Raw genomic sequence first — 13,650 nt, forward strand, 5'->3', positions numbered from 1 at the left:
TCGCTGCCGATCCGCTCCGAACACACCACTCAGTGTGGGGAGTTCATGGCCGTCGGCGACGCTGCCGTCCGCCTGGGCGGAACGCTCCGCCCCGCGCGGGGCTGGGGTGTCCCCTCCGGCCGAGAGCCAGGATGTGGACGGCTTGACCGCCTGTGACACCCGCACAGACGTGGCGTCCGAATCCGAAAGTTCCATACGTCCCACTCTCCGTCCGGTCGTACACCCCGGACCATCCGCGATCACCGCCGTTACGCGCGCGTGGGATTCCTGGAGAGGCGAGGCCGGGCACGGCTCGGGGACGCGGTGTCCCCGGGCGCGGCGAACCGGTCACCGGTGCAGTGTGGCGAGGACGTCGGGGCTGTAGGCCCTTAGCGCCTGTTGCAGGGCGAATTCGGCCAGGTAGGCACGGAATTCCCCGGCTGGTTCGTCCGCCAGATTCAGCATGGCCCGGTTGGCCACCACGGCCGGGCCGGCCAGCACCGCCACCGACTCGGCGACCGCGGCGTCGAGTGCGTCCGGGGCTGCGACCTCGTCGAAGACCAGGCTCGCCCCCGGCTCGCCCGCGTCGATCCTGCGGCCCCACAGGACGACCCGGCGTGCCTGACGGGCGCCGAGGAACCGGGTCAGCCGCAGGTTGGCCACGCCCGGCACGATGCCCTCCTGAGCGGCGGGGAGGCTGAAGTAGGCGTCGCTCGCCGCCAGCACCCGGTCGCAGGCGAGCAGGATCTGGGCCCCGCCCCCGATGGCGAACCCGTCCACCACGCCGAGCCAGGGCTTCTGCACCGCCGTGCCCGGCCAGGGCGCGTCCGTCCGCACGAGTCCGCGCATCAGCTTGCTGATGTAGCCCAGCTCGCGACCGAGCAGGAAATCCACGAAGGAGATGTTGCCCGCGCGGAGCTCCTTGAGGTTGATGCCTGCGCTGAAGACGCGTCGGCCCGCGTACCGGGGATGGGTCATGAAGCCGCCCCTGAGGACGCCGACGCGCACCTGCGGATCGAGCAGGACGAGGTCGACCAGGGTCTCCAGGTCGACGACGTGCTGGTTGTCCTCCGCGTTGAGGCAGTGGTCGTTGGTGATGGTCACGAAGCCCGCGCTGCGGCGGCGTTCGAGCCGCGCCGCCTTGAGGATCACCTCGCCGGTCTCCCGGAAACCGGGCAGCAGCTCCAGCGCACGCGGGGTCGGGCGCAGCATCGACTCCATGAGGTGGGCGCCCGGGCCGGGAGCGCGCAGCAGGGCGCGGAAGAGGATTCCCTGGTCGATCTCCCACCCCTCCTTCTCGGACTGGATACGTCCTGCCTCGTCGGCCATCTGCCGCGCGGACGGTGCGAGGCCGGGAAATTCCCGGCCGGCCGTACGGGCCAGTTCCGCCAGGCGGAGGTGTGCCGTCCGGCCGGCGGTCAGCGTGTCGTACACCCGCTCGGCGTGCAGGTCCAGGAAGTCGGTCCGCACCTGACGTGCCGCGTCGTGGGTGCGCTGCGCCCGGGTGTTGTCCGCCGGGCTCCTTCGCCTAGGCGAGGGCATCGCGGCCAGCTGTTCGGCCGCGCTCCGCAGACGGGCGGTGACGAGCTCACGGTCGGTGTCGAACAGACCGGTGAGGGGCGGTGGAGTGGCCGGGGGCTGTCCGCCCTCGGCGGTTGTTGACGAGGTCACTTGCCGTCTCCCGTCAGGTCGGTGCGGCGCAGGGCCCGGTCGCAGGCTGCCAGATGGGTTCCCAGCGCCTCCTCGAAGGAGACCGTTCCGGCGTCGAGCAGGAGTCGGCGGCGCAGGGCCGCCTCGGACCCGGCGGAGTCGGCGGCCCGCTTCAGGACGGCGGCCAGCGCGGCGCCGGCGTCCTGGGTCACCTCGTCGAGCACTCCGGCGACGCGCAGGGCCGGTACGTCGGTCTCGCCCGGAAACAGTACGAGCCGGCGGGCCGTCGCGAGGCCCACCTGCTGCACGAGGCGGTACAGGGCGGTCCCCGGCCACATGCCGTCGGTCCGCGTACCCGCGTCCAGCGCCATACCGGGTCCCGCGATGCGGTGATCGGTGGTCAACAGGACTTCCAGGCAGGCCTGGTTGCACCGGCCCACGCCGATCCCGACGGTCAGTGCGTCGAGCCGCTCCAGTCTCCTCAGCGCGTTCTCCCACTTGCCGACCAGGTGTACCTGCGCCGGGCCGGGCCATGCGGCGGGCGCGGCCTTCGACCCGGTCAGCCGCACCACGAGGACACGGCCGCCCCCGGTGTCCTCCACCCGGTCGCAGGCGTCGGTGATCTCTGCCACGAGGCCGGGCGTCAGCGGGCGGGACACGTCGATGTCGGCTTCCACGACCGTCTGCGAAATGGTGGCGTGCATACTGCGAACTCCTCCTGCGGGGTAGGTACCGGGCGCTGTCGCGGGCGCCGGTTCAGAAGCGGACGAGTGCGGTCTCGATGGTCGAACCGGGGCCCATCGTCATGAGCACGCCGTGATCGCCGGGCCGGGTCACGCCCTCGCGCACCAGGCGGTCGTACGAGAAGAGGAAGGACCCGCTGGACACGTTGCCGAAATCCCGCAGGACACCGGCCGTGTGGCGCAGGTCGTGACGGGACAGGCCGAGGTTGACCCGCACGGAGTCGATGACCTTCTTGCCTCCTGAGTGCACCACCCAGTGCGCGAGGTCGCTGCGCCGCAGACCGGTGCCGGTGAGAAGCCGGTCGATCGCGGTCTCGGCGTTCGCCCCGACGACGTAGGGCACGTCACGGTCGAGGAAGAAGCTGAACTTCCCCGCCGTGTCGTCCCAGTCGTAACGCATGGCCGGACACGCCTCGGGAATGAGGTGGCTGGTGAACTTGAGGAGGTCGGGGCCCTGCCGGGGGCCCGTGTCGTCCGCCGGGCCCGTGGTGAGCGCGACGGCCGCCGCGCCGTCGCCGAAGAGGCTGTTGACGACGGACGTACGCATCGTGCCGTCGAAGACATAGGCGGCGGAGCAGACCTCGACGCACACCATGACGGCCGCCCGGCCGGGGTTCGCGGTGCTCCAACCAGCCACCGCGTTCAAGGCGTTGAGGCCGGCGTTGCACCCCATGCCCACGACGTCGAGCCTGCTGGTGTCGACGGCGAGCCCAAGATCCTTCATCAGCAGGGCGCTGAGTCCCGGCGTCAGCAGGCCCGTGCTCGACACGCAGCACAGATAGCCGACGTCGTCCAGCGACAGCCCCGCGGCCGTCAGGCAGCAGCGCAGCGCGTCGGCGCCCATGGCGATCCCCTGGGCGGCGTGTTTGCGCAGCAGTTCGCCCTGGGTCTCGATGTGGGGGCGCCCCAGCTGGTCACGGGACGGGAGAGTGAGGCAGCGGCGGTCGATCGCGCTGTTGGCGAACACCGAGCGGACGCGTTCATCGGTGATCCCGAAGAAGTCGAGGACTTCCTCCTGCGTGTAGGAACGGGCGGGGACCGCGGTTCCCACTCCGAGAAGGGCCGGCCGGGCACGGCGGGGAGGCGGGGTGCCGCCCGGTCGGGGTGCACGGTCGGCCCCCGTTTCGGCGGTCGCGGCAAGCAGCGTGTTCATGGGCTGATCAACCTCCAGTCGGGGCCGGCGCAAGAGCCGCGCGGACGTGGAACCACGGGGCGTCCAACCGGTCTCCGGGACTCGGCGCACTCCGTCAGCGTGCGCCGGGTGATCCGCGGGCGTCATCGGCGGAGTCCGCACAGTTACGTAACCCGCTTTCCCTGCCCGGCCCCTGCGGACCAGGCGGCGAGGTGCGCCCGCGAGCGCAGTCCGAACCGCTCGCGAATGTGCCGGGTGTGCGTCTCGACCGTCCGGACGGACAGACTCAGCCGTTCGGCGATCTCCCGGTTCGTCATCCCCCGCGCGACAAGACCGACCACCTGCCGTTCCCTCGAACTCATCTCTTTCCGCGGCTCGTTCGGGGCTGAAGGGCTCTCGCCCAGGGCGTAGTCGACGGCTTGTCGGCCCGACATCGACCGGCCGGCCCGGAGCGCGGAGTCCGCCCGCGACCCAGACAGGTACCTCTCGCCCTCGGTACGGGTTTCGGCGACCGCACGCCGCCACCAGGGGGGCGCCAGGCTGCCCGTACGCTCCCGCAGCCCGTCGGCCGCCCCGAGCAGCCGCAGGGTGCGCTCGGGGCGATGGACCCCGACCGCGACCGCCGCCGCCCCTTCGAGCCCCCAGGGCACGCCCGCCCGGCCGGCACCGCCCAGCGCGAGGCCCTCGGTGAAGTGGCGCCCGGCGGTGTTCACGTTGCCTCGCCGCAGCTCCACGGCGCCCGCGGTGTAGAACAGCGCGGGAACGTGGGGAGCCTGCCCGAGCATGCCGCGCGCCGTTCCGGTACCGGCGATCCTGACCGCGTCTGCGGCGGCCTCGACGTCGCCCTGACCCAGGAGGTACCAGCCGAGCTCCGATGTACAGCACAGCCGTGCCGCCTCGTCCTCCAGACGCGCGCTGATGCGCAACGCGCACGCGGCGTCGGCGACAGCCGCAGGCAGGTCGCCCGCGTACGCGCCGACCGTGCCGCGCACGCGCAGGTACCGGGCGAGACCTCGCTCGTCGCCGTCCCGCCATGCGGTCAGTGCGGTCGCGCGGGCGAGGCGGGCGGCCCCGCAGGCGTCCCCCTGCTCGCTCGCGAGGTGCGCGGCCGTGGCCAGGGCGGCGCCCCGGTGCCGGGAACCTGCGGGGGTGTCCCGCAGGGCATCGGCGAGCGCGCGGCGCCCACCCAGTTCCGCGCCGTCGGCGTCCTCCACGGTGAGCACCGCGAGGGCGAGCACCAGCCTCCGCTCGTCGGCGGTACCGTCCAGCAGGTGCAGAGCCCTCAGCAGACTGTCGCGTTCCTCGACCAGCCGGGCCACGTCAGGACCCGCCACGACGATGGCGTTCCCGAGCGGGTCCGCCAGTTCGGCCAGGGCGGCGACCAGGCCCCCCTCGGCCGCCCGGCGCGCCCGCTCGCCGGCCGGCCGCGCGCGGGCGAAAAGTCGCACGGACTCCGTGAGCCGAAACCGGGCGGTGCTCGCCGCGCCCCGTTCCGCGACCAGCAGGGACTGGGCTTCCAGGGCACGCAGGACCGGCAGTACGGCGAAGGCCGCCCCCGGCGACGTTCCGTGGACGGGTGTCAGGCCCGCGCAGACCGCGGCGGCGGTGCCGAGTCCGAAGCCTCCCGGTAACACGGAGATCCGGCCCAGCACTGCGCGTTCCCCGGGAGTGAGCCGCTGGTAGCTCCAGTCGATGGCGGCACCGAGGCTCCGATGGCGCGGGTCGGCGGTGCGCCAGCCGGAGTCGAGCAGGGAGAAGCGTTCGGCCAGCCTGTCGAGGATCTCGGATGGTGACAGCACGCGGACAAGCGCCGCCGCCAGCTCGATCGCCAGCGCGTTGCCGTCCAGGCGTGCGCAGATTTCATCGACGGTGTCCAGATCCGGGCCGGTGTACTCGGCCCCGGGCCCGGCCGCGCGGGCCCGGTCGAGGAATAGGCGCAGTGCCGCACCGTCGAGACCGGCCAGGACCGGCAGGCCGCGCAACGAGTGCACGACCTCCCCGGGCAGGCGCAGCACTTCCCGGCTGGTGGCGAGCACCCGTAGCCGGGGGCACTGCGGGAGCAGCACGGCGAGCAGCTTTCCGCACTCCTCCAGCCGGTGCTCACAGTTGTCCAGCGCCAACAGCACATCTTGCTCGGTGCCGAAGGCTCTGATCACCGAGTCGACCGGTGGCGAGGAGGCGTCGGCCAGACCCGCGGCGGTGGCGATCCCCGCCGCAACCGCCGCGTCCGCATCCAGCGCCCCGATGTCGACGTGGAACGCCGGGGCGGTGTCCTTCCGCCGGGACAGCCGCTTCAGGAGTTCGACCACCAGCCTGGTCTTGCCGACGCCCGGCTCCCCCACGATCGTCAGCAACCTGCTGGACGAAATGAGCCGGGCCGCGGTGAGCAGATCGTCCTCGCGGCCGTGAAAGCTGCTCACATGCGCGCACAGGCCGACCAGGGGCTGCGCCGGCAGGGCTCGCGTTTTTCTGCGCCGCCGGTACGCCTGCTGTCGGCAGGCGTTGGAGCAGTAGCGGGACGGACGCGACGACACGGTCCGCGCCGCCGGTCCGGCGAGCCGGTTTCCGCATGTCTCGCACAGCGGGTCGGACGGCACGGGGTGGTCTCCTGCTCTGCGTTCGGGAGGTGTGGCGGAATCTCCCTCTGTTCGGGGGCTGTTGGGGCTCGGCCGGTTCGGGAGCCGGAAGGTCCCCAGCGTCCGAAGTGGAACGGGCCGTCGGAGACGTACGGAAAGAGGGGTCCAGGAGGCATACGAGAAGGAGGCGTGGCGGAAACGAGGTCCGGCAGGTGTCCGGCGGACCGGCAGCGTTGCCCGCGGTCTCACCAGAGCACGCGTGCCATCGGGTGCCGCACGGCGCGACGGTCCTCGACCGGGACAGCTCCCGAGACCGACGCCCGGCCGAGGGGGCGATCGCGTGACCGGTGCCGGAGCTCAGCCGTCCATCGCCTCGACCAGGCTCTTGGGCCGCGTGTCCGTCCAGTTCTCCTCGATGTACGCGAGGGCACCGGAACGGCTGCCCCGGGGGTGGCCCACGCGCCAGCCGTCGGGCTCGTCGAAGGAAGCAGGCCAGAGGGAATGCTGTCCCTCGTCGTTGACCAGTACCAGGAACTCACCGTCTGGATCATCAAAGGGGTTCATGCCCCCGAAGGTTCCAGACACCGAACGCTTCGGGTATCGGCGATGACCGCAGTTACGCCGGTTCGCCCTGCCGGGGCCCGTGCGCCCGGCCCCTGACGTACGCGTCAGGGATCGCCTTCGCCGGCGGTGTACCCGCCCCGGAAGGCCATGCCTCCGGCGTCGCAGGGAACGCCACAGGATCAGACACCCCCGCACGGATCCGGCGCCTCCTCAACGGAGACCGCCACCCAACGGAGCCCACCCACCGAACGTACTCACCACCCAGGAATCACTCTCCCGTGCCCCTTGTCCTGTCCGTCCATCCGCCGCGCACACAATGCCCCACGAAATCCACCGGCCACAGGAAGGGGTCAATTTCTCCATACCATTTCCTGGCTCCCATCGACAGAAGGACAGTTCAAGTCACTCGAATTTGTCAAATCCGCGCCGACTCGCGCCGGACTTTATCAGCCACTATCTTTCTGAGTGACCGAAACCAGCCCCACGGCTGCGCAGTCGACCCCGGGCGCGGACAGAATCCCTGGGGCGCGGCACCTGCCCAACCTCAGGACGACCGGGAGTGTTGTCATAATATTACGAAAAACGAAGCCCTTGAAACCCCAGGCGACGGTCCCTAAGATCAAAACAGCTGACCGCTTCTCACCGCTCCTGAGATCCCCCAGGCTCACCGCGTGAGACTTCCCCCTTTAGTGTCGTGGAGTTTTTTTCATGGCCCATCCGAATTCCACGTCGCATTCCTGTAATTCATGCGGCTCTCCCCTGGAAAAAGGATTGAAAACTGAAGCCTCATCTGCCCGATACTGCTCGAATGCATGTCGGCAGCGCGCCTATCGACGACGCATAAAAAGCGAGATTTTGGCCACGGAGACTTCCGGCGATCTACTGACCCCGCTGAGCAGCTTCGTCGGCCGTGTGGACGAGATGGTGGAGGCGAGCAGACTGCTTCGGGGCACCCGCCTGCTCACGCTGACGGGGACCGCGGGCGCGGGGAAGACGAGGCTGGCCCTGGAAGTGGCCAGGAAGGAACAACGGGGCGGGCGCCAGACGATCATGGTGGTCGAACTCGGGACGTGTGGCGAACAGGAGTCCGTGGCAAGTCGCGTCTCCGCGGCGCTGGACAGCCATATCGACACCGGCGTCCTGTTGGCGGAGGCGAGGGGGGCGGGTGCCAAGCTGGCCGGCTGGCTTCTGGTGATCGACAACTGTGAGCACGTGATCGGCGAGTGTGGACTCCTCGTGGGCCGGCTGCTCGCCCGGTACCCCGGGCTTCAGATCCTCGCCACCAGCCGCGAGGCACTGCGGATACCGGGCGAGACCGTGTATCCGGTGAACGGGCTGCCGCTGCCCGGCCCGGACGGCAGGTCCTCGGCCACCGAATACCTGCGATCGGACGCGGTCCGGCTGTTCGCCGACCGGGCGCGCGCCGTAGTGCCGGACTTCGAGCTCACGCAGGAGAACGCCGCGGACACCGGGGCCGTCTGCGAGCGGCTGGGCGGCCTCCCTCTCCCCATCGAACTCGCCGCACAGCTGATCCGGACGTTCTCGGTGGCCGAGCTGCGGAAACGTCTGGATGACCCGCTATCCCTGCTGGTCGGTGGGTGGCGGACGGCGTCCGCCCGTCACCGGAGCTGGCGGGCGGCGCTCACCTGGAGCTACGACCTGCTCAAGCCCATGGAGCAGCTGCTGTTCCGGCGGCTCTCCGTCTTCCCGGGCGGCTTCGGAGTGGATGCCGCGGCCGCCGTGCTCACGGACGAGGTCCCGGCGTCGCTGGTGCCCGAGCTGTTGACGGCGCTCGAATCCAAGTCCGTCATCCAGTTCCCCACCAGCCGGGGCCGAGAGGAGGCGAGGGCCGGCAGGTTCCGCATGCTGGAGCCGGTCCGCGGTTACGCCCACCAGAAACTCCTCGATCTGCATGAGGAGGAGCAGGCGTACGAGGGGCTCACACGGTGGCTGACGGCTCTGGTGAGTCCGCTGTGGCGGACAGGGATCGCCCCCCTTGACACGTGGCGCACAGCAGGGGCCGAACTCACCAACCTGCGACACGCCCTCGAAAGGCCGGCCGCCGACGATGACGAACGCCGACTGCTGCTGGTGGGCGGGCTGGTCACCCTGGACACGAGCCCAGAGGCCGGTACGGACGCGGCGCGCCTCGTCCACAGTGCCTTGCGCGCCGCGAACCCCGAGTCGCGCTACAGGGCCATCGCTCTGGAGGGAGCGGCGATGCTGGCCGTGCGGCGTGGTGCGCACATCGAGGCGCTACGCGTCCTCCAGGAGGCGGTCGACCGGGAACGCGCGACCGCACCGAGCCCCCTGCTGGGTCGTCTTCTGCTCCGGCTCAGCCTCTTGAAGGAACATTACGGCGACCGTTCCGGAGCCCTCGAAGACCTCACGGCGAGCGCCCGTGTCAGCGAACACCTGGACGACGGGCTGACCTTCGCGGTATGCGTGGGTCATCTCGCACGGCACGAGCTGACCTGCGGGGATCTCGCTTCGGCAGCCCAGCTGATCGACAGGGCGCTTCCCGCTGTGCACACCGTCCCGCCGGAATGGCAGTGCGACGTCATAAATGTGGCGGGGGCCCTCGCCGTCGAGCGTGACGACCTCTCGGCGGCGGAGAGATACTTCGCCGAACCCCTGCGGTCGGTGAGGGAGGGCCCCGGCCAGGCGGCCGGGCTGATCGAAGGGCTGGCCGTCGTGGCCGTCCGGCGCCTCCAGTTCGACCGCGGACTCCACCTGATCTCGGCTGCCGAGCAAATGGGCGAGTCGGTCACCTGCGGGCTGCGGTCCCATCCTTGGTGGCGTCACCGGGTCGAGGCGGCCAGGACCGCCGGGATGAACGGCCTGGCCACCCGGGCGGACCGCGAGCTGGCCTGGGGCCGTTCGCTCCGCTCGGACGATGTGGTGGCGTACGCGCTGGGCGACGGACAGCCATCGGCGCCGACGCGGGACGAGGCCCGTCACGGCCCGTTGAGCCCACGCCAGTGGGCCGTTGCCGCCTTGCTGATAAAGGGCCTGACGAATCGTCAGATCGCTTCGAGGATCCACGTGTCGGTGCGCACGGTGGAAACGCACGTCCGCAACATTCGCGGCACGCTCGGCCTGCGCTCGCGTTCCCACATCGCCGCCTGGGCCGCCCAGACCCAGCAGGAATAGTGGTTGACCGCCAGCACGGCCGAGCGGGCTCGCGCACTGAGGTCGCCACACGTATCCGCAGGGCGTTTGGCCCCATTCAGAGGCTTGGATGATGGCGGGCTTCGCTCAGCTGCGGGCAGGGCGGCGGTCGGGAGTGAGGAGATAGGCGATCGCCATGTCGCTGAGTTCGTCCGCGTACTGACACCTGGCCGCTTCGCCGGTCAGGGAGTCGGGACGCACCGAATTATGGAAGCAGGCGCCCAGGATGGCGCGGGCCACGGTGTCCAGCGCTGCCTCCGGTCGGGACCGCCGGATCTGGTCGGCGTGAGGAGCTGCCGCCTCAAGCAGCAGACGGTGGATTTCGGTGATGGTGCGGGCCCCCCGGTCCAGGGACTTCGTTCCCCGCGCGCGCAACAGCTCGGGGAAGAGACTGTTGCTGTCCGCGAAGGACTGCAGCAACGCGTGCGCATAGGCGTCCATGACGCCGGAGAGCGAGGGCTTCGCCGTGCGCAGTTGCTCGGCCATGTACTCCTCGCGGCGTTCCAGCATCCGCTCGGCCAGGGCGGTGATCAGCTGTTCTTTGTCCTCGAAGCGGCGGTAGATCGTGCCGACCGAGACCCCGGCGCGTTCCGCGACGCCAGTGATCGTCATCTCCTCCAGGCCGGCCGCAGAGGCGATCTCCTCGGCCGCCCGCAATACGCGAGCCAATGTCGCGGCACTTCGCGCCTGCCGGGGCTCCCGGTAGTGCGCTGGGCGGTTGGGCTCCTCGGTCATGTCCCGCATGGTATCGGCGACGGTTTCAGCAGGCCCCTTTGACAAGCGGTGCACTCCTCTGGTTACCCTCATGAAGCGAATGTGAATTCACATTCGCATCATACTGGAGGTTCGCCCATGACCGACAACCAGACGTCCCCGCCCGTGTCCGTGACGCTCGAGTCGGGGCCCACGGGGGCCGGGAGCATCGACGACTTCGAGCTGTTCTACGCGCGCCGCGTCCTGGACCGCTTCCGGACTCGGCTGGGACGCCAGGGGCTGCTCGACCTGCTGGCGGCGGACATCGAGGAGGGCAATGCCTTCCTGCGCGAGAGTGCTCGCACCTCGGACGGCACATTCAAGGCGGGCACGACCGTGCTCGCGACGCAGGGCCTCACCTCGGGCGAGTTCCTGACCTGGATGGACGGGGCCTTCGCGGGCGACGACGAGCGCGTACTCCTCGCGGCGCACCCCGAGCACTACGCGATGGGCGCCGACAGTGTCGGAGCGCGCGTGGTGGAGAACATCGGCCCCCACGTCTGCTCCTTCTACATGGGCGGCTGGGGAACGGACGCGATGGCCTGGGCCGAGGACGCGGCCGAACTCCTCCCGGAGTCCGAGTTTCCGCGCAAGATGTCCTCGAACCTCTTCCTGACCGACGGCACCGTCGTCGGACGGGCGTTGATCCAGTTCGGTGACACCGCCGACGGCTTCACGGCGAACCTGACGGTCTACTTCCCCGTCACGTGTCCGGACGACGTCCTGGACCATCACCTCCGGCACTACGCCGTCGAGTTCAGGAACTGGATCATCGCCGCAGCGGCCGCCCGCCCCTGAGGAACTGCGGCACTGCGGCATTGCGGCATTGCGGCATTGCGGCATTGCGGCAGGACACGTTCTCAGTGGTGCTGCACCGTGCGGAACTCACTGCACCAGGTGTGGTTCCGGCCAGGCCGGCCGCCCGGCTCGGACTTGCAGACGTCCGGGAGGTGCTGGAACCAGACGACGGTGAGGGCGGAGCGGTACAAGCACCGGGTCGTGGCCGGGGTCGACCACGGTTGAGTGGAAGGCACCGACGCAGGCCACGGCGGGCAGCACCTCGACAGGGCCGAACGCACCCGTGGTCCGGTCTGGATACTCACGGGCGGGCGGAACGAGATGGACAGGCGTCAAGGGAAAGGCGCACTCGGCCGCCCGCAGGAGCCCGCTTACCGTCACCAGGGGCCGTGGTGGACCAGGCCCAGAGCCAGGGCGGCCGCCGCGGTGGCGAGGAACACGATCCCGCCCACGATGTTGCGGGAACCCACTCGCAGGTGGGCGATGATCGCGCCGATGAAGTACAGCACGAGGCCGGAGGCGGCCAGGGTCCCCAGGAGCGGCACGGCGAGCCCGGCCAGCAGCCCCACGGTGCCCGCTGCCAGCAACATGCCAAGGACCGGTACCCACTTCCGGGGCAGGCCCTTCATGTCCGCCTGGGTCTTGGGGTATTCGTGGCCGATCAGGTAGGTGACGGCGGCGGCACCGTTGAAGACCGCACCGAGGATGGTGACCGTGACGTAGGCGGCGAACACGATTTCTCCGTTTCTGTGGGGAATGGCATTGCTGGGCACTCCGTCGTGGGCTGCTGTTCTCCTGGATGACGAGCGGGCGCCTCGATGTGTGACATCGACCGGCAGGATCAGACACCGACGCAAGGGCGATCCCGCCGACTGTTCACGACTCGGTACGCGCCCCAGCACTGCTGCACCCGGCGGGCGCACCATGTGGACACCGATGGCCCACCAGCCTGGCGAACCTGCGAGATCGGAGCGTTGAGGCATGTCCGGCTAACCTTTCCGAGCGCACGCAACCGGCACCTCGTCGGAGCGCGTCTCGATGTGCGGCGACGTCAGAGGTCGTTGCCTGCCATGGCCGTACGAGGTCGAACCGTGCGGCCGAGACGATCAGGAGCCGCTTCGATGTCGGATGAGATCACGGTCCACCCCGTCACCTGGCCACCTGCCCCGATCAGCACCGCGCGGCTCGTGCTCCGTGAGCCCGAGGCACGGGACCGTGGGGCGATCATCGAGCTGTTCACCTCGCCGGAGGTGGGCACCTACATCGGCGGCCCTCGACCGCGCGACGAATTCGAGCGCGCGTTGCCCGAGACGCCCCGGCGACGCCCCGGCCTCTTCGCGGTCGAGCTCGACGGAGCGATGATCGGCACCATCGAGCTCAACCGGCGCGACGCGGAGCACCGGAGTCAAGTCCGTCCTGATGCCGGAGAGGCCGAACTCGGCTACCTGTTCCTGCCACAGGCATGGGGACGCGGGTACGCAGCCGAGGCGTGCGCGGCGGCGCTCGGCTGGTTCGGCGACGCGCTTCCCGGCGAGCCGGTGGTGCTCTGCACCCAGACCGCCAACGCCCGCTCGATGCGTCTCGCCGCGAAACTGGGGTTCACCGAGGTGCAAAGGTTCGAGGAGTGGGGCGCCGAGCAGTGGTTCGGCGTGTGGACCTCGCAGACGCCGCCCGGTTGAACTCGTGACGACGGCGCGGATCCACGAGGGCGCCGTTCGTCCGGCGCGTCCGGCGGCCTCGGACTCGGCCCTGTCGCGATCGTCGGACACTCACTGGGCGGCATCACGGCTTACCAACTGGCGGCAAGACGAACGGAACTGGTCTCGGCCGTGGTCGTGGTCGTGGTGGACTTTCCGGCGGAATACCGGGCTCCGATCGGCGACGATCCGCTGCCCACACTGCCGACACATTTCCCGAGCATGCGCGCGATGCTGGACGCGCTCGCGTTCGTGGACGAGCCCCTGCCCTTCACCGAGAGCGCGGTGGAGGAACCGGAGGGCTGGCGGTTCCTGTGGCAGGCGGACGAGATCCACGCTGCCAAGGTCGCCGTCCGAGGCGACTGGTGGGACGACTTCACCGCCGCCGGACAGCCGCTGATGGCCGTGCGGGGCGGACGCAGCGCTGTCGTCCCGCCCGGGCACGCAGAGGAGATGGTCCGTCTTCGACCTGGCACAGAGGTCGTGACGATCGACGGCCACCACGACTGCTACCTCACTCACCAGGCAGAACTGGGCGCGACAGTAAGGGCATTCCTCGACCGCACGGCTCCATGGGCGGTGTGACA

At 70.1% G+C, this 13,650-nt stretch carries 10 protein-coding genes and 2 pseudogenes; 4 read left to right on the forward strand and 8 right to left on the reverse strand.

Annotated elements, in window-relative coordinates; all coding sequences use genetic code 11:
- Positions 1-327: 327 nt before the first annotated feature.
- The 5 genes from dpgC to OG285_RS01330 form a co-directional block, all read right to left on the reverse strand.
- Positions 328-1,650, reverse strand: a complete 1,323-nt coding sequence (dpgC, locus tag OG285_RS01310; RefSeq protein ID WP_371789875.1) for a (3,5-dihydroxyphenyl)acetyl-CoA 1,2-dioxygenase DpgC — start codon at positions 1,648-1,650, stop codon at positions 328-330.
- Positions 1,647-2,333, reverse strand: coding sequence for an enoyl-CoA-hydratase DpgB (dpgB, locus tag OG285_RS01315; RefSeq protein WP_371789876.1), 687 nt, complete (start codon positions 2,331-2,333; stop codon positions 1,647-1,649). The genes dpgC and dpgB overlap by 4 nt, the downstream gene beginning before the upstream one ends.
- Before the next feature lie 52 nt (positions 2,334-2,385).
- Positions 2,386-3,525, reverse strand: a complete 1,140-nt coding sequence (gene dpgA / locus OG285_RS01320; protein ID WP_371789877.1) for a 3,5-dihydroxyphenylacetyl-CoA synthase DpgA — start codon at positions 3,523-3,525, stop codon at positions 2,386-2,388.
- A 143-nt stretch (positions 3,526-3,668) separates the two neighbouring features.
- Positions 3,669-6,101 (reverse strand): LuxR C-terminal-related transcriptional regulator, encoded by a 2,433-nt coding sequence (locus OG285_RS01325; protein ID WP_371789878.1) that lies wholly within the window; start codon positions 6,099-6,101, stop codon positions 3,669-3,671.
- A gap of 336 nt (positions 6,102-6,437) precedes the next feature.
- Positions 6,438-6,644, reverse strand: a complete 207-nt coding sequence (locus tag OG285_RS01330) for an MbtH family protein (protein WP_371789879.1) — start codon at positions 6,642-6,644, stop codon at positions 6,438-6,440.
- A gap of 855 nt (positions 6,645-7,499) precedes the next feature.
- Here OG285_RS01330 and OG285_RS01335 point away from each other — a divergent pair.
- Positions 7,500-9,797: a LuxR C-terminal-related transcriptional regulator gene (locus OG285_RS01335; protein ID WP_371789880.1), complete on the forward strand. Its 2,298-nt coding sequence runs from the start codon at positions 7,500-7,502 to the stop codon at positions 9,795-9,797.
- A 105-nt stretch (positions 9,798-9,902) separates the two neighbouring features.
- Here the strand turns inward: OG285_RS01335 and OG285_RS01340 are convergent, their stop codons facing one another.
- Positions 9,903-10,550, reverse strand: coding sequence for a TetR/AcrR family transcriptional regulator (locus OG285_RS01340; RefSeq protein WP_356836430.1), 648 nt, complete (start codon positions 10,548-10,550; stop codon positions 9,903-9,905).
- Positions 10,551-10,667: 117 nt separating this feature from the next.
- On the opposite strand from OG285_RS01340, the gene OG285_RS01345 reads away from it, so the two are divergent.
- Entirely contained in the window at positions 10,668-11,366 is a 699-nt protein-coding gene (locus OG285_RS01345) for a hypothetical protein (protein WP_371789881.1), read from the forward strand.
- A 62-nt stretch (positions 11,367-11,428) separates the two neighbouring features.
- Here the strand turns inward: OG285_RS01345 and OG285_RS01350 are convergent.
- Together OG285_RS01350 and OG285_RS01355 are read right to left on the reverse strand one after the other, a co-directional pair.
- A pseudogene (locus tag OG285_RS01350) lies at positions 11,429-11,741 on the reverse strand (hypothetical protein); the annotation flags it as partial.
- 2 nt (positions 11,742-11,743) lie between these two features.
- On the reverse strand, positions 11,744-12,100 hold the full coding sequence (locus OG285_RS01355) for a DoxX family protein (protein WP_356836434.1): 357 nt from the start codon (positions 12,098-12,100) through the stop codon (positions 11,744-11,746).
- A 387-nt stretch (positions 12,101-12,487) separates the two neighbouring features.
- On the opposite strand from OG285_RS01355, the gene OG285_RS01360 reads away from it, so the two are divergent.
- On the forward strand, positions 12,488-13,045 hold the full coding sequence (locus tag OG285_RS01360) for a GNAT family N-acetyltransferase (protein ID WP_371789882.1): 558 nt from the start codon (positions 12,488-12,490) through the stop codon (positions 13,043-13,045).
- Positions 13,046-13,114: 69 nt separating this feature from the next.
- Positions 13,115-13,648, forward strand: a pseudogene (locus OG285_RS01365) (alpha/beta fold hydrolase); the annotation flags it as partial.
- Positions 13,649-13,650 lie beyond the last annotated feature (2 nt).

Source organism: Streptomyces sp. NBC_01471, from assembly GCF_041438865.1.
Lineage (GTDB): Bacteria > Actinomycetota > Actinomycetes > Streptomycetales > Streptomycetaceae > Streptomyces.